The organism is Flagellimonas marinaquae, from assembly GCF_023716465.1.
Taxonomy (GTDB): Bacteria; Bacteroidota; Bacteroidia; order Flavobacteriales; family Flavobacteriaceae; genus Flagellimonas; species Flagellimonas alginolytica.
Map to the genome: position 1 here is coordinate 1,009,575 of NZ_CP092415.1, position 19,137 is coordinate 1,028,711.

13 protein-coding genes are annotated in these 19,137 nt (G+C 42.6%); 4 read left to right on the plus strand and 9 right to left on the minus strand.

Going from position 1 to position 19,137, the window contains the following annotated elements:
* Positions 1 to 134: 134 nt before the first annotated feature.
* The gene (locus MJO53_RS04620; protein WP_224836390.1) at positions 135 to 2,048 is read right to left on the minus strand and encodes an ABC-F family ATP-binding cassette domain-containing protein; all 1,914 of its coding nucleotides are present in this window, start codon (positions 2,046 to 2,048) and stop codon (positions 135 to 137) included.
* Between the two features lie 66 nt (positions 2,049 to 2,114).
* Here MJO53_RS04620 and MJO53_RS04625 point away from each other — a divergent pair, with 66 nt between their 5' ends.
* Positions 2,115 to 2,513, plus strand: coding sequence for a DUF983 domain-containing protein (locus tag MJO53_RS04625; protein ID WP_252080651.1), 399 nt, complete (start codon positions 2,115 to 2,117; stop codon positions 2,511 to 2,513).
* On the opposite strand, the gene MJO53_RS04630 is transcribed toward MJO53_RS04625, so the two are convergent.
* The 7 genes from MJO53_RS04630 to topA form a co-directional block, all read right to left on the minus strand.
* Entirely contained in the window at positions 2,495 to 3,556 is a 1,062-nt protein-coding gene (locus MJO53_RS04630) for an NAD(P)/FAD-dependent oxidoreductase (protein ID WP_252080652.1), read from the minus strand. The two genes, MJO53_RS04625 and MJO53_RS04630, sit on opposite strands and share 19 nt — an antisense overlap.
* A gap of 115 nt (positions 3,557 to 3,671) precedes the next feature.
* Complete coding sequence (gene gldN / locus MJO53_RS04635; protein ID WP_224836387.1) at positions 3,672 to 4,574, minus strand: gliding motility protein GldN; 903 nt, start codon at positions 4,572 to 4,574, stop codon at positions 3,672 to 3,674.
* 26 nt (positions 4,575 to 4,600) lie between these two features.
* Positions 4,601 to 6,172 carry a gliding motility protein GldM gene (gldM, locus tag MJO53_RS04640; RefSeq protein ID WP_224836386.1) on the minus strand — a complete coding sequence of 524 codons (1,572 nt, stop codon included), beginning with the start codon at positions 6,170 to 6,172 and terminating at the stop codon, positions 4,601 to 4,603.
* Positions 6,173 to 6,239: 67 nt separating this feature from the next.
* On the minus strand, positions 6,240 to 6,896 hold the full coding sequence (gldL, locus tag MJO53_RS04645) for a gliding motility protein GldL (RefSeq protein ID WP_224836385.1): 657 nt from the start codon (positions 6,894 to 6,896) through the stop codon (positions 6,240 to 6,242).
* Positions 6,897 to 6,985: 89 nt separating this feature from the next.
* Positions 6,986 to 8,365 carry a gliding motility lipoprotein GldK gene (gene gldK, locus MJO53_RS04650; RefSeq protein WP_224836384.1) on the minus strand — a complete coding sequence of 460 codons (1,380 nt, stop codon included), beginning with the start codon at positions 8,363 to 8,365 and terminating at the stop codon, positions 6,986 to 6,988.
* A 122-nt stretch (positions 8,366 to 8,487) separates the two neighbouring features.
* Entirely contained in the window at positions 8,488 to 9,645 is a 1,158-nt protein-coding gene (locus tag MJO53_RS04655) for a formimidoylglutamase (protein ID WP_224836383.1), read from the minus strand.
* Position 9,646: 1 nt separating this feature from the next.
* Complete coding sequence (gene topA, locus MJO53_RS04660; protein WP_252080653.1) at positions 9,647 to 12,133, minus strand: type I DNA topoisomerase; 2,487 nt, start codon at positions 12,131 to 12,133, stop codon at positions 9,647 to 9,649.
* A gap of 188 nt (positions 12,134 to 12,321) precedes the next feature.
* Between topA and MJO53_RS04665 the strand changes: the two genes are divergently transcribed.
* Positions 12,322 to 15,459 carry a WD40/YVTN/BNR-like repeat-containing protein gene (locus MJO53_RS04665; protein ID WP_252080654.1) on the plus strand — a complete coding sequence of 1,046 codons (3,138 nt, stop codon included), beginning with the start codon at positions 12,322 to 12,324 and terminating at the stop codon, positions 15,457 to 15,459.
* Positions 15,460 to 15,514: 55 nt separating this feature from the next.
* On the opposite strand, the gene MJO53_RS04670 is transcribed toward MJO53_RS04665, so the two are convergent.
* Entirely contained in the window at positions 15,515 to 16,243 is a 729-nt protein-coding gene (locus MJO53_RS04670; protein WP_252080655.1) for a hypothetical protein, read from the minus strand.
* A gap of 148 nt (positions 16,244 to 16,391) precedes the next feature.
* Here MJO53_RS04670 and miaB point away from each other — a divergent pair, with 148 nt between their 5' ends.
* Both miaB and MJO53_RS04680 read left to right on the plus strand, forming a co-directional pair.
* Entirely contained in the window at positions 16,392 to 17,837 is a 1,446-nt protein-coding gene (gene miaB / locus MJO53_RS04675) for a tRNA (N6-isopentenyl adenosine(37)-C2)-methylthiotransferase MiaB (protein ID WP_375334515.1), read from the plus strand.
* Positions 17,838 to 17,839: 2 nt separating this feature from the next.
* Positions 17,840 to 19,123 carry a sigma-54 interaction domain-containing protein gene (locus MJO53_RS04680; protein WP_252080657.1) on the plus strand — a complete coding sequence of 428 codons (1,284 nt, stop codon included), beginning with the start codon at positions 17,840 to 17,842 and terminating at the stop codon, positions 19,121 to 19,123.
* Positions 19,124 to 19,137 lie beyond the last annotated feature (14 nt).

The window sequence follows — 19,137 nt, forward strand, 5'->3', positions numbered from 1 at the left end:
ATACTTATTTTCTTGTAGGGAATTTACTTACAAAGTAAGAAAAAGAAGAATTACCCTACAAATATAATCGACGAATACACGCTTTATTGTTGTGTATCAGTAAAAAAACGATGTGAAAATGTAGGATTACTTCCCTAATCCAGTGATTCCAGCTCGTGAGAAATGTTTTCCCAATCCTCCATTAAAGATTCCAGGTCTTTCTTTTTACCCTCATACGAATCAAAAAAATTGGGCTTTGCTATGGTAGCATCATAATCCATGAGAAGCTCGTGGTCTATATTGGCAATCTCCTTTTCCAATTGGGAGATTTTCTTTTCGACACCGCTCAATTTATTTTTAAGGGATTTTTGTTTTTTCTGAGTTTGATAATCGTTTTCCTTAGGTTTTTCCTGAAGTTTCTCGATTTTTTTCTTTTCACCTTTTTCAACGCTTCGGAAATCATCCATTTTTCGTTGCTCCAAATAAAAATCAATATCTCCGAGATACTCCTTTATGTTGCCTTCTTTAAACTCGTAAACCCTATCTGTTAACCCTTGAAGAAAGTCACGGTCATGGGAAACCAAGATCAAAGTACCCTCAAAATTCTGAAGTGCCTGTTTTAAAACATTTTTGGATTTAATGTCCAGGTGGTTGGTAGGTTCGTCCATTACCAACACATTAAAGGGCTGGAGCAACATCTTTGCCAGGGCCAAACGGTTCCGCTCTCCCCCTGAAAGTACTTTAACATACTTCTCCACATCATCCCCCCTGAACAAAAAAGAGCCCAAAATATCACGGACCTTGCTTCGGTTGGTCTCATTGGCCGCATCGATCATGGTGTCCAGTACGGTTTTATTGCCCTCCAGATATTCGGCTTGATTCTGTGCAAAATAGCCCAATTGCACATTATGACCCATTTTTAGATGACCTTGATAATCCAGTTCGCCAACCATAATTTTGGCCAATGTGGTCTTGCCTTGACCATTTTGACCCACGAAGGCCGTTTTACTTCCGCGCTCTACCAATAAATCTATTCCCTCCAATACTTTTTTGGGGCCATAACTTTTGCCAATTCCGTCCAATTCTGCTACAACTTTTCCAGGGTTCACGGAAACCGGAAATCTAAGGTTCATTACGCTGTTGTCCTCTTCATCCACCTCTATACGATCCATTTTATCCAACTTTTTGATCAGGGATTGCGCCATAGAGGCCTTACTGGATTTTGCCCTGAACTTCTCGATCAAGCGTTCGGTCTGCTGAATTTGTTTTTCTTGGTTTTTTTGGGCACTCAGCTGCTGTTCTTTTATTTCTTTCCGATGCACCAAGAATTGTGTGTATGGTTTATTGTAATCGTAGATTCGTCCAAGAGAGATCTCAATGGTCCTGTTAGTGACATTGTCCAAGAACATTTTATCGTGCGAAACAATTACGACGGCTCCGGCAAAATTGCGTAGAAACTGTTCCAACCAAATAATGGATTCGATATCCAAGTGGTTGGTAGGCTCATCGAGCAGAAGCACATCGTTGCTCTGCAATAAAAGTTTGGCCAATTCTATGCGCATGCGCCATCCACCGGAAAAAGTGTCCGTTAATTTATTAAAGTCCTCCCTTTTAAATCCCAAGCCGAGTAGCACCTTTTCGGTATCGCCCTGGTAATTATAGCCTCCCAAAATTTCATATCGATGAGTAACATCGGTAAGATCCACCATAAGTTGATGGTAACTTTCGCTTTCGTAATCGGTACGTTCTGCCAATGCTGTATTGATCTCGTCCAGCCTAAGTTCCAAAGCCTTGATTTCCGCAAATGCTTGATGCGACTCTTCCAACACCGTCCTACCTTCTTCAAAGTCGATGTCCTGCTTTAAAAAACCTATCTTCACGTCCTTCTCGGTAGCAATGGTGCCCTCGTCCAAAGGCATTTCCTTGGCCAATAGTTTTAGCATTGTGGATTTCCCCGCTCCATTCTTTCCGATAAGTCCAACCCTGTCGCCCCCGTTAAGACGAAAGGATATTTCCTCGAACAGATATTCTCCTCCAAAAGCTACAGATAGGTTATGAATATTTAGCATTTATATGTGACCTTGATTACATTTAATTATTTGGTGAATGTGTACTTTTGCGCAAAAGCCTTGCAAATGTTAAAAAAAGGAACCAAAATGTACAGCATTTTAACAGGAAACTGCCCAAGATGCCACGAAGAAAGTATGTATGAGAATTCCAACCCTTATGCATTGTCCAAAATTTTTAGCATGAACGATAGATGTTCGCATTGCGGTTTAAAATACAAGATCGAGCCTTCCTTTTTTTATGGGGCCATGTACGTGAGCTATGCGGTCGGTGTTGCCTTTGCAGTGGCAGCTTTTGTAGTTTCTTTCCTATTTTTAGGTACATCCTTGGTAACAACCTTTATCTCCATTGTTGGCACCTTGATCGTTTTTATGCCACTTATTCTAAGGCTATCCAGAAATATTTGGATCAACTTTTTTGTAAAATACGACCCGACCGCTGTTAAAAATCACGAAGTGGTAAAGTAGTATTTTTTAGTAAATCTTTGCACATCCATTTCTGGATCAAGCTCTGATTGTTTTTCAATATGATCAAATAATTGATTGGAGGCATAGGGCCCGATGAGCACTCCCCTGGAACCAAATCCGTTCAACACATACATATTTTGATGTTCCGGGTGCCTTCCGACCAATGGCCTGCGGTCTACAACAGTGGGGCGAATACCCGCAACATGATCCACAATTTTAAAATCGCATTTTAAGAAGGTTTCCAGTTTTTCCAAAAGCTCTTTTTTGGACTCCTCGGTGGGTGCATTGGTCTTATCTTTCCACTTATAAGTAGCCCCTACCAAATAGTGATCACTATCCATTGGGATGGTAAACACGGAAGACTTGATTACATTTTCCTCCTTGAACTCAGGGGCATGTACGATCAACAGTTCCCCCTTTGTGCCATTAAGGGGCAAATATCCAAAATACGGGTTTTGCTTGAGCCCATATCCGCAGGCAAAAACAATGTTTTTGGCTACAGTGGACTTATATTTTATGCTTTCTTCCGATACAAGCAACTCATCAAAATCAAAAGATTCCTCCAATAGCGAATCCGATTTTTTAAGATGATATTTATAGTTGCGAACCAAAGAACCCGTATCGATCCTACCTGTAAATTTAACTTCTCCAAAACCATAAGGTGCATCGATGGCAGGGTTGACATTGGCAATGATCTTATTGGATAGAAAATGCCCTAAATTGGGACGGTCCGCCGCCTCAAACCAGAGGTTCTGCTCTTCAATGGAAGCAAATTTCCGCAATACGGGAAGCTCATAATCCAGTTTTACGCCCAATTTTTCTTCCAAGTCCCGATAGAATGGCTTTGCCATTTCCAGTTGATGCTTTGCCTTCCATGCCATGGTAAACCGTTTAAGGATTATCGGGTTGTACAATCCTCCCGCAACTTGGGATGCCCTCTGGGACTCATCGGTGATCACGGTAAAGGTTTTGCCTTCCTTTTCCAATACTTCGCAAAAAGAAATGCCCGCCAAACCCAAACCTACTATTATATAATCCAGCATACTGCAAAATTAGGCATATAGGTGATCATACCACAATTCATGCCCAAGTATAAAACAAAAAAAACGCCGCACTTAGTGCGGCGTCCTGTTCTATTGAATTGGAAATATTATTCGGCTAGTAAGCCCACATATCTTGTTCCCTGTCCCGAATGCCTTCTTTTATTCTTTGGCCTTCCAAGAGCTGGAACAGTGCATTATCGAATATGTAATCGCTGATTTTACGATCTTCGTGAACATTTTCCTCTTGGTAGATGACACCATTGAATCGACGCGCGTTCAACAACATATCAAAGGAAAGGGGTCTTGCCGAATTTCGTTGGTTGTACACTTTGGCTTCGTGCAAAATTTGCCTGGCCGCAGGGTACCATACCCAAAACAACTCTACTTTGTTCTGTCCCGGATCTACAGACTCATCATCTATAAAGTTTACGTCCGGGGCAACTGGGGCTATTCCCAATAAGCGATACTTAAGCTCACCTTGGCGTTTATCGAAATACCAGATTCCTTTTATGCGATACTCCTCGATATCGGCTGCGGTCAAATCCCTTTTGTTTATAAACTCGGGGGAAACTGCCTCACCGGCATTTACCTGCTCGTATCCAAGGTCTGTGGTATCTACCTTGCTCAAAGTGGCTCCAAGGTCTTCCAACTTTCTTTTTTCAGTAAAGTAGGAGTCTGTATAAATCTCGGTAAGATTTCCATTTCTGATATTTTTCATCAAAACGTGGTACAGTGACCTTCTGTCCTTTCCGATATCTATGGTATCGGTCGGGTAATATAATGGAAAGTTAACTCTCTCGTCAAGATCAATGATTTCCCATACGGTCTTGGACCAAAGGATATCCCTATCGTCCACATAACCATATTCCAAAGGCTCATCGTTGTCCTGCTCGATCTGAGCTTGGGTTTTCTTACCTATATCCTCTGGCATCTTGGCGTTCAAAATATTTGCCTGCGCCATGATCGATACCGGCAATATGCCCAACAATCCAATTAATAATGCGTTCTTCCAATTCATGATAACTTGTATACTTTTTATACTTCTTAGTTAGTAAGCTCAACCACTACAGGAGATACTTTTTTCAACTTGTAACTCTTGTTGTTTGTGATGTAGGCTTGTATATCGAATATCTGGACTGATTCGCCCCTACCTGCTCTTTTAAGTGCAGATTTGGCTCTTGCATCCAATTTGTTTCCATTTACAACTACGGTAGGCTGACCTGGCACTTTGAACTTGAACTGGCTAACAGCTAGGTTCAAATCAAAATCAAAATCTTCCAACATAGCGCTAACAGTTGCGATTTCCAGATTGTTCTTTGGCATTTTAATGCTTCCGGACTCCCCACGAACGGTTCCACTTGGTCTTGGAATGTCCTTGATACGGAACTCGGACTTGGTAGAGATACCTTTACCATCTGGCAATGTACCTGAAGCGGTAATGGTTACCGACCTACCTGTACCTGGGTTCATAACGTACTGGCTTCCGCTTCTTCTGCTCAAACCAGGAGCTGAAGCATTTACCTTGTTATCTGGAATTCCTGGGATGGAAATCGTCATTGGGTTGGCAACACCACGGTATACCACGTTCATTTTATCTGCTGAGATAACTGCTGCATTAGGCATAGAGATAGTTGCAAACGTATTGTTTACTTCTACCGGCACTTCTTCACCGTCCTGCATAAATGTCATGGTTCCTTTAATGGTGTGGTCACCAGGAGTACCGGCACTGATCAACATTTTGATTCCACCAGCTTCCAATTCGTAATCCTTTCCTTCTGTCATTGGTCTTCCGTCCAAGGTCAATTCAGCTTTTACAGGCGTGGAAGTCTTATCAGTTTTGCTGACAATGATCTTACCATCATACTTTTCTCCTGCATAATAAGCCGTTTTAGGAGCGGACAATGAACTTGCAAAGTTGGTCAAGGATACAGCTTCTGTCAACTCACCTTCCAATAGGGTCTTTAACACCTCTTGCTCGGTAGTTTTGATGTCCGCCTGCAATTGGGTCATCTTGGTCAAAGAAGCCACCAATGGGAATCCTTCGTAGTGATAGTTGATCCAATCTTGACGGGTTCCGTCTCTTTTCTCAACCTTACCTTCTGCGTCACCTGTTGCAAAACGAGCTTTAACGGCAGCTTTTAAGGATTCGAACTTACCTTCTGGCAATGCATTGATCACGCCATCACGATAGTTGTTGATGTAGTCCATGAACTTCTTTCCTTCTGGGCCCAAATTGTCCCCTTGAAAGAATTTTTGGTCCAAGTAATCCGACTTGTCCATAACCACATAGTCTTTTGGGTCTTCCAAATCTGCGGTCATCTCTTTTTTCAATCCTTCCAAATAGCTGTAGTAGTCATCTGAAAGTTCTTTTACCTTCTGGGCATCTTCGTACAATTCTCCGTACTCTTCAGCGTTTTCGGAAGCTTTTGTCTCCAAGCTAGCAAAGAAACTAGCGTTGTTGGAATCCATGCTCGTGTTGGAAGTTTCCAACTTTTCGTTCATAAGTCCGAATGCTGCAAGTACTTCCTTGCTCATATTAAGTGCCAACATCGCGATGAAGATCAAGTACATAAGGTTGATCATCTTCTGACGTGGTGTTTGTTTTCCTCCTGCCATGTTTTTCTAATTAGGTTTAATAATTAATTTGATTTGGTTTTGTTTTTTGTTGATCAAAAACCTCTAATTAGTTTTTTCCGCCCATGGCTGTAAGCATACCACCGTATACTCCGTTCAAAGATGAAAGGTTAGTGGCCAAAGACTCCATTTGGTCTTTCAAGGCACCTGCGTTCTGTACCACTTCTTCATTGATGGAAGCTTGTCTGCTAGCGCTTTCCAACTGTACTTTGTACAAGCTGTTCAAAGACTCCATTTGTGCTGCTGCATGAGACAATTCCTCAGAGTATTTTTTAGTGTGCTGAATAGCGTCTGTTGTAGGAGTGATATTCTTGGCGGCACCTTCAAAACTCTTGATACTCTCACCCAAATTGGCAAAAAGATCGGAATCGATTTTAGCTTCTTTAAGTAGGTTGTCCAATTTCTTGGATAGAAGACCTTCGGCTTCTTGGGCATCTTTGGCTTCTTGTTTTTTGGAAGCACTCTGTTGTCCTCCAGCCAATTCTGGGTACACCAATGACCAATCGTACTCGTCGTCTACTGGTTCAAATGCAGAGATAGCAAAGATCAATGCTTCGGTAATAAGTCCAACGGCAAGAAGAAGTCCACCTGTAAGTGGTCCGAACTCCCAGTGAAGGATCTTGAACAATGCACCAATAATTACTACCGATGCTCCTAGCCCGTAGGCCATGTTAAACAGTTTTTTTGTTGATTTTGACTGCGCCATAATTCTAGTTTTAATTAAGTTATATAAATAAGTATTTGGTTACTACTTTTACTTGTTATTTATATAATGTTCCCCTAGTTGAATTTTAATTAGTCAGGTAATCCTTGACCTCTTGTGGAGTCTTCCTCTCCCATATAATCCTGAACCGTTCTAAAGCCAATGTAGCTTCTTGCCGAATCCTGGTACTCGTAATCCCTTGTACTTACTTGTAGGAAGTAGGCAACATCCTTCCAAGACCCGCCACGGATTACCTTTCTTTGATTGTCCTGTGAACCAATGTTCGGGTTCATTGTGGACAGATATTCGTAGGCCCCTGGATCAAAGCTGGAATTGGTCCACTCTGAAACATTACCTGCCATATTGTAAAGGTTGTAGTCGTTTGGCTCAAAAGATTTTGCTTCTACGGTATACAGGGCAGCATCTGCCGCATAATCCCCTCGCTGTGGTTTAAAATTGGCCATAAAACAACCTGTATCGCTTATTACGTAAGGCCCTCCCCAAGGATATGTTCCCCCTTCGATACCTCCTCTTGCAGCATATTCCCATTCGGCCTCTGTTGGCAATCTAAATTGGTTTACAAACTGCTTTCCACGACTTTTTTGATCGTCGTTCTTGAATTTGGTTCTCCAGTTACAGAAAGCCTTGGCCTGCATCCAGTTTACCCCTACCACAGGATAGTCGCTGTAGGCATCGTGCCAAAAGTAATCGTTGTGCATTGGCTCGTTGTAGCTGTATTCAAAATCTCGGATCCAAACGGTGGTATCCGGATAAATTTCCAATTCTTCTTGTTTTATGAAGTCTTTTCTGCTGCCCGTTCTAGCTCTGGCGGCAGCTTCGATGTCCATCCAGCTGTATTTGTACTTGATTTTGGTAACATCAATACTCCTTAAACCATTGTAGCTTTCCTCTTCGGGAAGGTACATGGAATCCATTACTTCGGAGTAATACTCGTCGGGGTACTCGGAGGTATCCCAAACAAGGTCTACATCTTTGTTCAATGCACGGCCTTCGTAACCGGTGGCTCCCAGTCCCGCATAATTGTCGAGCATATATTTATCGTATGCCGAAAGTTCCGTGGTATCGGTATCTTTAAAAGCGTACTCTCCAATACCTTCATCTTCTGGACCAATGCCCAACTCATCGGCCAAAATGGCCAATTTGGTCCGTACAATGGAATCTTTGACCCACTCCACGAACTGACGGTACTCACTATTAGTGATTTCCGTATCGTCCATGTAAAAGGAACGTACGGTTACCGTTCTTGTGGGAGCGTTCAATACTTTTGCCTGATCCTCTTCGGCTTTACCCATTACAAAGGCGCCTCTGGGAATCAGTTCCATTCCATAGGGTTTTTCTGGATGCCATTTTTTTCCCCTTACCCCAACTAGTTCACCTTTTGACTTTGATTTAGAGCCACAACTGGTAAGCAAAAAAACAAGTGCTATAGATGACAAGAATAGCTTTCTCATACTTTAGGTTAAATTGTTCGATTCAAGATTTATAACTGTTATACACAGGTTCATTATTCTCAAAACTGATTTTTGAATAAATTATTGTGTTAAAAACAATTAATGGTCAAAAATTAATTTATTTAGTTCAAGCCTTTTCTGTAAGCTTTGAACCACCTTTCGGGAATGTTTTGGTTGCAAGCATCCAAATAGTCCTCTTCGGTGCATGGTAATAACGCCACCGAATTTGTTTTAGTATGTTCCGCTAAAATTGTTGGTACTTCTACCCACCACCTTTCTGTAATATGGCTTTTGTAAAAGATAAGTTCTTCCGTATCTGTAGGTACAGTGAATTTTGTGAAGTCTTCGTTCTTGGAACTGGGATATTCCTTTATTCTATAGCTCAGTCCTTCTATAAAATACCAAATGATTTGGGCGATCATCTGAAATGCCTGATGAGAGTTTTCGCCTTCGTAGATACCGAAAAGCGATACTTTGTCACTTATACCCGCATAACGGGCAATGGCACAAATCTCCCTACCGGTAAAGCCATTGGGGGAAAAATTACGGGCCATTCCCATTTCGCTTGCCCGTATCGCCCTTAGATCCAAGCTTACAATATCGCTACTGCGCAACACTGGTTCGGCCAATTCTATGTTTGAAGCGATCTCGCCCAAGCGATAGGCATCAAAAAACAAACGCTCCATCAGGTCTTTCTCTTCTTGGGCATTGAAATAACTTTGATACCCAATATTTGAAAAATTAAAAAGATTATTTGGTTTGTCTGTAATGATCTTGCTCATGTAGGAATGGGATGAAATCAACTCATCATCTTCCCCGAAGTCGAATCTACTATCAATGGAGACCAAGTTTACCATATTCTTGATCTTGTCGAAAGCACGGTAGGTCGGAAAGGTAATATCTTGGGTAAGCCCCAGTACAATTGGAATAATGTTCTCTTCCAATAGGCCCGCTACAATTTCCTTTACTACAAAGTATGTATCTTCTACCGTATTACCTTCTTCCACATCGCCAATATCGATTATGGTGGAATTCCAGTTGCCCATCATTAAACGGTAAAGCTGGATCCGCACCTCGTCCAGGTCGAGTTTCTCGGGTTTTTTTTCGAATGCGTTTCTGGATTCCAATACACCAAATATGGCAACATCGGCATGTGCAAATACCGGAAGTCCATCCTGTTCGGTGTGTACGTGTATGTTTTTGCCCAATGCTTGTTCTGGCAGCAATTCGGAATGTGCCAATACTTTGTCCTTGACCGGAACCAGAAAATCGAAGGCCATATTATTTCTTAGCTTTTGCTTTTGTCTTGGCTTTTTTCTTTGGTGATTTCTTTTCCAATAGCGCCTGTGCTTCTTCCAATGTTATTTTGGTAGCGTCCACATCTTTGGTGAGCTCCACTTTTACCCTACCTTTTATAATATTGTGTCTTCCCCAACGCGCTTTTTCTATTCTGATTTTTTCCTCAGGCCATTCTTGAACGAGTTTTTCTGCCTCCTTTTTCTTTTTGGCCTCTATCAATTCGGCAATATCGCCATCGGAAAGATTGTCGAAATCGTATTTCTTGTTCACATTGATGAACATACCGTCCCATTTTATAAAAGGACCGAACCTACCTTTACCTTTGGTAACATCTTTTCCTTCGTAGGTGGCAATTGGGGCATCGGCTCTCTGTTTTGCCTGGATCAGTTCAATGGCCCTATCCATATCTACATCGAAAGCACTTTCGCCTTTGTCCAAAGAGATGAACTTTTTCCCGAACCTTACATATGGACCGTAGCGCCCTACATTGGCCTCAACTTCTTCACCTTCGTAAACGCCAAGTTTACGTGGAAGTTCAAAAAGCGTCATCGCCTCTTCAAAAGTAATGGTTCCAATGGACTGATCGGGCAGCAAACTTGCAAACTCTGGTTTTTCCTCGTCGTCCACGGTACCGATCTGCACCATGGGACCAAAGCGACCCAATCTTACGGATACCTGTCGCCCAGATTTTGGATCGGTGCCCAACACCCGCTCGCCACTGGCACGTTCGGCGTTTTCTTCCACCTCCAATACATTGGGATGAAAATCCTTGTAGAAATTTTTCATCATTTCCTGCCAATCCTCATCACCTGATGCGATTTCATCGAAATCCTCTTCGACCTGTGCTGTAAAATTATAATCCAAAATTTGGGTGAAATGCGTAACCAAAAAGTCGTTTACGATCATCCCTATATCGGTCGGCACTATTTTTCCTTTCTCGGAACCTACCATTTCACTGAGTTGGCTATCGGACACTTTCCCATTTTCCAGAACCAGCTGTACATATTTGCGTTCCGATCCTTCAACGGTACCTTTCTCCACATATCCCCTATTTTGAATGGTTGATATGGTTGGGGCATAGGTAGATGGACGGCCGATTCCCAATTCTTCCAATTTCTTCACCAAAGAAGCTTCGGAATAGCGGTAAGGCGGACGCGAAAATCTTTCAGTTGCGGAAATGTAGACATTTTGTAATGCCTCGCCCACAACCATGGCAGGCAACATTCCTTCTTGCTCTTCCCCATCTTCGTCGTCGGTTCCCTCCAGGTAAACTTTTAGGAAACCATCGAACTTAACCACCTCGCCGTTCGCGGAGAATTCTTCGTTATGGGTACTTGCCTGTATTTTTACATTGGTACGTTCCAATTGGGCATCGCTCATTTGAGAAGCCAAGGTACGTTTCCAGATCAACTCGTATAGTTTGGCCTGATCGCGCTCTAATTGCGGCGACTGTAGCTTCATATCGGTTGGCCGAATGGCTTCGTGGGCCTCCTGTGCACCTTTGGTCTTGCCCGTAAAATTTCTGGTCTGACTATACTTTTCGCCATAATTGTCCAGAATTGCCTCTTTTGCCGCGGCAATGGCTTCGTTGGACAGATTTACGCTGTCCGTTCTCATGTAGGTAATAAGACCTGCTTCGTACAAACGTTGTGCTACCTGCATGGTTCGGCTTACCGAAAAATATAACTTCCGTGATGCCTCCTGCTGCAATGTGGATGTGGTAAATGGTGCGGCAGGTGATTTTTTAGCAGGCTTTTTGGCCAGATCGGAAACCGAAAAGTCAGCCCCTATGTTTTCTTTTAAAAAACTCTCAGCTTCGGTCTTTGTTGGAAAGGTTTTATTTAACTTGGCAGCAAAAGTACTCCCTCCATCTGTCTTAAATTCAGCCTTTATCCTGAACGATGCTTCTGGTGTGAATGCCTCTATCTCACGTTCACGCTCTACGATCAACCGAACAGCCACGGACTGTACCCTACCTGCAGATAGTCCTGGTTTTATTTTTTTCCAAAGTACCGGGGAAAGCTCATACCCCACCAGTCGATCCAACACTCTTCTGGCCTGTTGTGCATTCACCAAATTGTAGTTGATGTCCCTTGGATTTTCTATTGCCTTTTGAATGGCCGATTTGGTAATCGAATTAAACACAATCCGTTTGGTCTTGTCTTTGTCCAAACCAAGCTCCTCTGCCAAATGCCAAGATATAGCCTCTCCTTCGCGGTCCTCATCACTGGCCAGCCATATGGTCTCCGCTTTTTTTGCCAAATCCTTAAGCTTTTTCACCAAGGCCTTCTTCTCCTTATCTACGGTGTATTTTGGCTTAAAATCGTTTTCAACATCAACACCGAGTTCCTTGGATGGAAGATCTGCGATATGACCAAAACTTGACTCTACTTGGAAATCTTTTCCCAAAAACCGTTCAATGGTCTTTGCCTTTGCGGGAGACTCTACAATAACTAAATTCTTTGGCATGCACTGGGTTTTGTGACAACAAAAGTATATTAAAATTTAAACATCGGCATTTACCGGTATCGATTTCATCATAAATTCAAATAAAATCATCGAGAAAACAACCCTATTGATATTAATGTATATGTGATGGCAAATGGAGGTAAAATAATTGTTATTTTTAGAAGGACTAACTCAATAATCCTATTCTGATGACCAACCGCATTCTTTTTTTGGTACTGACAGTACTCTTTTTTTATCCCTCGCAAGCGCAACGCAAAAAAAACAAAAATAACACGCCCCAATTCAATGAGTCCCTTTATAGTGGCATGGAATGGAGGATGCTGGGACCCCACCGAGGTGGACGTGCCGGTACGGTCGCAGGTGTAATCGACGACCCCAATCTTTATTATATGGGCACTGCCGGTGGCGGTGTATGGAGAACCACCGATGCGGGAAACTCGTGGGAGTGCATTTCCGACGGTTATTTTGGAGGCTCCATTGGCGCAGTAGCGGTAGCGGAATCCGACCCTAATATTATTTATGTAGGCGAAGGAGAACAGACCCTTAGAGGAAATGTTTCCTCGGGACACGGGCTTTGGAAAAGTATGGATGCCGGGGAGACTTGGAAATTCATTGGACTGAAAGACTCTGAGCACATTGCTCGTATTCGCATCCACCCAAAAAACCCGGACATTGTGTATGTGGCGGCCATCGGAAATCTTTGGAAACCAAACGAGACACGAGGTGTTTTTCGTTCCACCGATGGAGGCAAAAACTGGGAAAAGATTTTATACATCAGCGATAAAGCTGGTGCGGGCGACCTGATCATGGATCCTAACAACAGTAGAATTCTGTATGCTGCCACATGGGAAATGAAACGAAACGGTTACCGTATGGACAGTGGTGGCCCAGATAGCAGAATGTTCAAAAGTACAGATGGTGGTGATACTTGGAAAGATATTTCTGAAAACTCAGGGTTACCAGGATTTCCTTGGGGAATAGTGGGCATTGCGGTTTCCCCAATTGATTCTGACAGGGTTTTTGCCATAATTGAAGCGGAAGATGGAGGTGTCTATCGTTCTGATGATGCTGGAACCACATGGAAAAAAGTAAACGAAAACAGAGGACTCCGACAACGTGCCTGGTACTACAGTAGGATTTATGCCGATACCCAAAACATTGACAAGGTTTGGGTGATGAATGTGAGTTACGGCGTTTCCACAGACGGCGGAAATACATTTACCCTAAAAAATGCGCCCCATGGGGATCATCACGATCTTTGGATAGACCCGAACAATAATCAAAGAATGATCATTGCCGATGACGGGGGAGCCCAAATCTCCAATGATGGCGGAAATAATTGGACTACTTATTATAACCAGCCCACAATGCAGTTTTATCGAATTGCTACGGACAGTATTTTTCCATACAGAATATACGGGGCACAACAGGACAATACCGCATTACGAATTTACCATCGCTCCTCTGGTTCGGCAATCACCCAAGCAGATTGGGAACCTACCGCAGGCGGCGAAAGTGCGCATTTGGCCCCGGACCCCAAGAACAACCAGTTGGTATACGGGGGAACTTACAAGGGATATATGAATCGTCTGGACCATACTACCGGACAAACGATTTCCACCAATATATGGCCAGACAACCCTGCTGGTTCCGGGGCCGAAGTGATGAAATACCGTTTCAACTGGAACTACCCATTGACTTTTAGCCGACACGACCCTAATGTACTTTATGCTGGCTCCAACTATTTGCATGCCACTACGGATGGAGGTCAATCCTGGAAAACCATTTCTCCAGAATTGGCCAGAGGAATTCCCGAGACCATCGAATCATCCGGAGGACCTATTACACAGGATAATACAGGCGCAGAATTTTACTCCAATGTTTTTGTGATTACGGAATCAATCCTGGAAAAAGATGTTATTTGGACCGGTAGCGACGACGGATTGATCCACGTAACCCGCGACAATGGAACAACCTGGGAAAACGTTACCCCACCGGCATCCATGTCCCCAAAATTGAATATGATCAACTGCATAGATGCTAGCCCTTTCAAGCCCGGAACCGTATATGTTGCCGCCACTTCCTACAAGTTTGGCGATTACACTCCTTATTTATATAAAACCGATGATTACGGCAAAACATGGACATTGATCACCAATGGCATCAAGGAGAATTATTATACACGGGCCATACGTTCCGATAAGGTCCGCGAAGGTTTATTGTACGCCGGCACGGAGTGGGGCATGTATGTTTCGTTCAACGATGGGAAAAACTGGGTACCGTTCCAACTTAATTTGCCCGTTACCTCCATTAGGGACCTTCATGTAAGGGACAACGACCTGATTGCCGCAACCCACGGAAGAAGTTTTTGGATGATAGATGACCTAACACCGCTTCAACAGTTATCCGAAGAAGTGGCAAACAGTAACTTTTACCTCTACAAACCGGATATGGCATATAGAATGCACCAGAATCGTGCTTGGAGAAAGCCCGACACTAAATTGGTAGGGGAAAATCATCCTGATGGTGCCATCATCAACTTTTACCTTAAAACACTAAAAGAAACCGATACCGTTACCATGCAGATTTTGGAATCCAACGGCAATGTTGTCCAAAGCTTCTCCAACCATGCCAAGCCGGACAAATTGGACCCGACATCGACTCAAAAATTAGATGTTTCCGAGGGAGGCAATCGTTTTATCTGGAATATGAGATATCCCGGTTTTCAAGAATTTAAGGGAATGGTCTTTTATTCTTCCCCGAACATAGGCCCCAAAGCGGTACCTGGCACTTATAGGGCCAAACTTACTGTGAATGGAAAATCCATGGAGCAACCGTTCAACATTGTAAAAGACCCAAGGATAGCATTGAGCCAAGCTGATTTTCAAGATCAATTTGATTTTGTAATGAAAGTGCGGGATCAAGTTTCCCGTGCCAACAAGGCCATTATCAACATCCGAAGTATTAAAAAGGACTTGGCCTACTTAAAGGAAAAAACCAAGAACGATGAAGAATTGCAAAAGATGGCCAAAGATTTTGAAACCGAGCTTTCAGTGATAGAAAACAATATCCACATGACCAAAAACCAAAGTAGACAAGACCCATTGAATTATGGCATCCGTATTAATAATAGGTTGGCCTTTTTAATGGTAGACTCTCAACGGGGAGACCAAAAACCGACCCAACAGGCCCAAGAGTTTTTTGTGGAAGTGTCCAAGGAACTCGACCAAGAGATCAATGCTCTTAACGCTTTGGTGCAAAAACAAGCTACGCTGATCAATCAAAAAGTGGATCAAAATCAAATAAAAATGATCTCTACCCCATAAGCGAATAAATCTTTTTTAAAAAAACGCCCTTAATTAAGGGCGTTTTTTACATAATTTATACATCCATAGAAATTCCTACGGTGTCCTTGTAAACAAAATAAATAGGGATTTTACCGAACATAGCTGTAAAAAACACACCTACAAAACATAGCACAACACCCAGTTGGGCAATCAATCCAGAGACAAGTACCAATAAAAAAATCATTAGCCAATTTTTGTTTCCAAGAGCAAATCCGGATTTTACTATTTCCAGTACAGAAAGCTCTTTGTCAAAAGCAAAAAAAGCCGGAAACAAGGATATGGGCACTATTAAATAAAAAATACCCAGCCCACAGGTAAGCACACCTAAAAGGGATAAACCCAACATAACCAGAGAAAGCAATAAAGCCTTGACCAGATATTCCTTCTTAAAATAATAAAAATAGTCGTCCTTGCTTGTTTCGTTTAAATCGTACTTTCTACAAATTCTTAAAAAAGCAGCGTTCAAGCAGATGCCCACCATCATCACACCAAGAATAAATATTGGCATAAACAATACCATGAACCCCGCAAAAGCAGGAGGCATTTCTTGCTGCTCCAATGAGCTCGGGTCACTTATGCCCACAACGATCATCGGCAAATATATCAAGAGATAAAACGGGAGTATGCTCACAAAGGTTATGATCAGTACAATAAATCCTTGCAACCATACCTTTTTGAAGAGCTCAACGGAATTGTTCAAAACACTCCCAAAGTCCACGGCTGCACTCTGCTTAATTCTTTCCGTAAGATGGATATAGTTCATAGGTAAACAAGTTGGTTTATCGGTTTGAAGGTAACACTAACAGAGAATATCTCAATATATTATTAAAAAACACTGCCAAATTGTCACTAAAATGTAATAAGCACTATCTTTGCAACTTGTTGAAACATTTATGACAGAGGAAAAGAGCGTGGAAAAAATAATAGACGAAAGCCAACAAGGAAGCACCTTGTCACTGGAAAACAATAACAATAACGGACGAAAGCTGTACATAGAGAGCTATGGCTGCCAGATGAATTTTTCCGATAGCGAAATCGTTGCATCCATTTTGGCCAAAGAGGGATTCAATACCACTCAAAACCTGGACGATGCCGATTTGGTTTTGGTGAACACCTGCTCCATTCGCGAAAAAGCAGAGCAGACCGTTCGTAAACGCTTGGAAAAGTTTAATGCGGTAAAACGAACCAAACCCAATATGAAGGTAGGTGTTCTTGGATGTATGGCGGAACGACTGAAAAGCAAATTTTTGGAAGAAGAAAAAATTGTGGATATGGTCGTTGGGCCGGATGCCTACAAAGACCTGCCCAACCTTATCCAAGAAATAGACGAAGGCAGAAATGCCGTAAACGTAATCCTTTCCAAAGATGAGACTTATGGCGATGTTGCCCCCGTCCGATTAAACTCCAACGGGGTTTCCGCCTTTGTTTCCATAACCCGTGGTTGCGACAACATGTGTACTTTTTGCGTAGTACCCTTTACGCGTGGTAGAGAGCGTAGCCGTGACCCGCAATCCATTTTGGAAGAAGTGAACGATCTTTGGGAGAAAGGTTTCAAGGAAATTACGCTATTAGGTCAAAACGTAGATAGCTATCTCTGGTATGGTGGAGGACTAAAAAAAGATTTTGATAAAGCGACCGACATGCAAAAGGCCACTTCGGTAAATTTTGCCGGTCTGCTGGAGCTTGTTGCCCAAGCACAACCAAAAATGCGTATTCGCTTCTCCACATCGAACCCACAGGATATGACCCTGGATGTAATCGAGACCATGGCCAAATACGAGAACATCTGCAAGTATATCCACCTACCGGTTCAAAGCGGGAGCAATCGAATTTTAAAAGCGATGAACCGTTTACATACCCGTGAGGAGTATTTTGAATTGATAGATAATATCAAAAAAATTATTCCGGACTGCGCCATTAGCCAAGATATGATCACGGGATTCCCCACCGAGACGGAAGAAGACCATAAGGATACCCTTAGCTTAATGGAATACGTAAAATACGATTTTGGATTTATGTTCGCCTACTCCGAGCGCCCGGGAACACTCGCCGAACGTAAAATGGAGGACGATATTCCAGAAGACATCAAAAAAAGACGTCTTACCGAAATAATTGAACTCCAACAAACACATAGCCACTATCGAACCCAGCAACATTTGGGTAAAATCGAGGAAGTCCTTATCGAAGGGACCTCCAAGAAATCAGATACCCATTGGATGGGCAGAAACTCGCAAAACACCGTTGTAGTTTTCCCAAAGGAACATTACAAGGTCGGTGATTTTGTGAACGTAAAAATCAATGAATGCACCTCTGCCACCCTAATCGGCGAGGCTATTGAATATTCTAAGAACAATTAACCATGGAGAGTGTTCAATCCATAAAACAAAGGTTCGAGCTTATTGGCAACGACGTTAAGCTCAATCGAGCCATCGAAAAGGCCATACAAGTTGCCCCGACCGACATTTCGGTTCTAGTAACTGGCGAAAGTGGTGTTGGTAAAGAATCCATACCTAAAATAATCCATTCGCTCTCGCACCGCAAACATGCCAAATACATCGCGGTAAACTGCGGTGCAATTCCAGAGGGCACCATAGACAGCGAACTCTTCGGACACGAAAAAGGGGCTTTTACAGGAGCTACACAAACACGCAGCGGTTATTTTGAAGTGGCCGATGGCGGTACCATATTTTTGGACGAGGTTGGAGAACTACCTTTGACCACCCAAGTAAGACTGCTTCGGGTGTTGGAAAATGGGGAATTTCTTAAAGTTGGGTCATCGCAAGTTCAAAAAACAAACGTTAGGATCGTAGCGGCAACCAACATCAACATGTTCGAAGCCATAGAAAAAGAAAAATTCCGTGAAGATCTTTACTACAGATTGAGCACTGTTGAAATTAATTTGCCCCCACTTCGTGAGAGACGCGAGGACATCCATTTATTGTTCCGAAAATTTGCTTCGGACTTTGGCCAGAAATACAAAATGCCTACGATTCGTTTAGAGGAAGATGCCATTCAACTCTTATTAAAATATCGATGGCCGGGCAACATCCGTCAATTACGGAACATTGCGGAACAAATATCCGTCCTGGAGGAAGAACGCAACATTTCTGCAGTAACACTGAACAGTTATTTGCCCAATGCAAGCGGTTCCAACTTACCTGCGGTAGTTGAACAATCCAAAAAAGAAGGTGATTTTAGCAACGAACGCGAGATTTTGTACAAAGTGCTTTTTGATATGAAAGGCGACCTAAACGATCTTAAAAAATTGACCTTGGAACTATTAAAGGACAACGACTCCAATAAAGTTCAACGGGAGAACGAAGGGCTAATCCGAAAAATCTACGGCAATCAAGATGAGGAAGATATTGAACACGAAGAAAGCCTATCCACAGAATTATTGCATCTTCCGGAGCCGGTGGTAGATTCGACCGCCCCTACCCCACTACAGCAACAAGCACAGGAGGACAGGTACCATTTTGCAGAGGAAATTGAAGAAGAAGAAACCCTATCTTTACAGGAAAAAGAAATCGAATTGATAAAAAAATCACTGGAGCGCAATAAAGGAAAACGAAAAGCGGCAGCATCCGAACTGGGTATTTCCGAAAGAACGCTCTACCGAAAAATAAAGCAGTACGATCTTTAAATTACAAATGAGCA

Coding starts and splice junctions, on each gene's coding strand:
- MJO53_RS04620 (WP_224836390.1), bottom strand. CDS start 2,048: ATGCTAAATATTCATAACCTATCTGTAGCTTTTGGAGGAGAATATCTG.
- MJO53_RS04625 (WP_252080651.1), top strand. CDS start 2,115: ATGTTAAAAAAAGGAACCAAAATGTACAGCATTTTAACAGGAAACTGC.
- MJO53_RS04630 (WP_252080652.1), bottom strand. CDS start 3,556: ATGCTGGATTATATAATAGTAGGTTTGGGTTTGGCGGGCATTTCTTTT.
- gldN (WP_224836387.1), bottom strand. CDS start 4,574: ATGAATTGGAAGAACGCATTATTAATTGGATTGTTGGGCATATTGCCG.
- gldM (WP_224836386.1), bottom strand. CDS start 6,172: ATGGCAGGAGGAAAACAAACACCACGTCAGAAGATGATCAACCTTATG.
- gldL (WP_224836385.1), bottom strand. CDS start 6,896: ATGGCGCAGTCAAAATCAACAAAAAAACTGTTTAACATGGCCTACGGG.
- gldK (WP_224836384.1), bottom strand. CDS start 8,365: ATGAGAAAGCTATTCTTGTCATCTATAGCACTTGTTTTTTTGCTTACC.
- MJO53_RS04655 (WP_224836383.1), bottom strand. CDS start 9,645: ATGGCCTTCGATTTTCTGGTTCCGGTCAAGGACAAAGTATTGGCACAT.
- topA (WP_252080653.1), bottom strand. CDS start 12,133: ATGCCAAAGAATTTAGTTATTGTAGAGTCTCCCGCAAAGGCAAAGACC.
- MJO53_RS04665 (WP_252080654.1), top strand. CDS start 12,322: ATGACCAACCGCATTCTTTTTTTGGTACTGACAGTACTCTTTTTTTAT.
- MJO53_RS04670 (WP_252080655.1), bottom strand. CDS start 16,243: ATGAACTATATCCATCTTACGGAAAGAATTAAGCAGAGTGCAGCCGTG.
- MJO53_RS04680 (WP_252080657.1), top strand. CDS start 17,840: ATGGAGAGTGTTCAATCCATAAAACAAAGGTTCGAGCTTATTGGCAAC.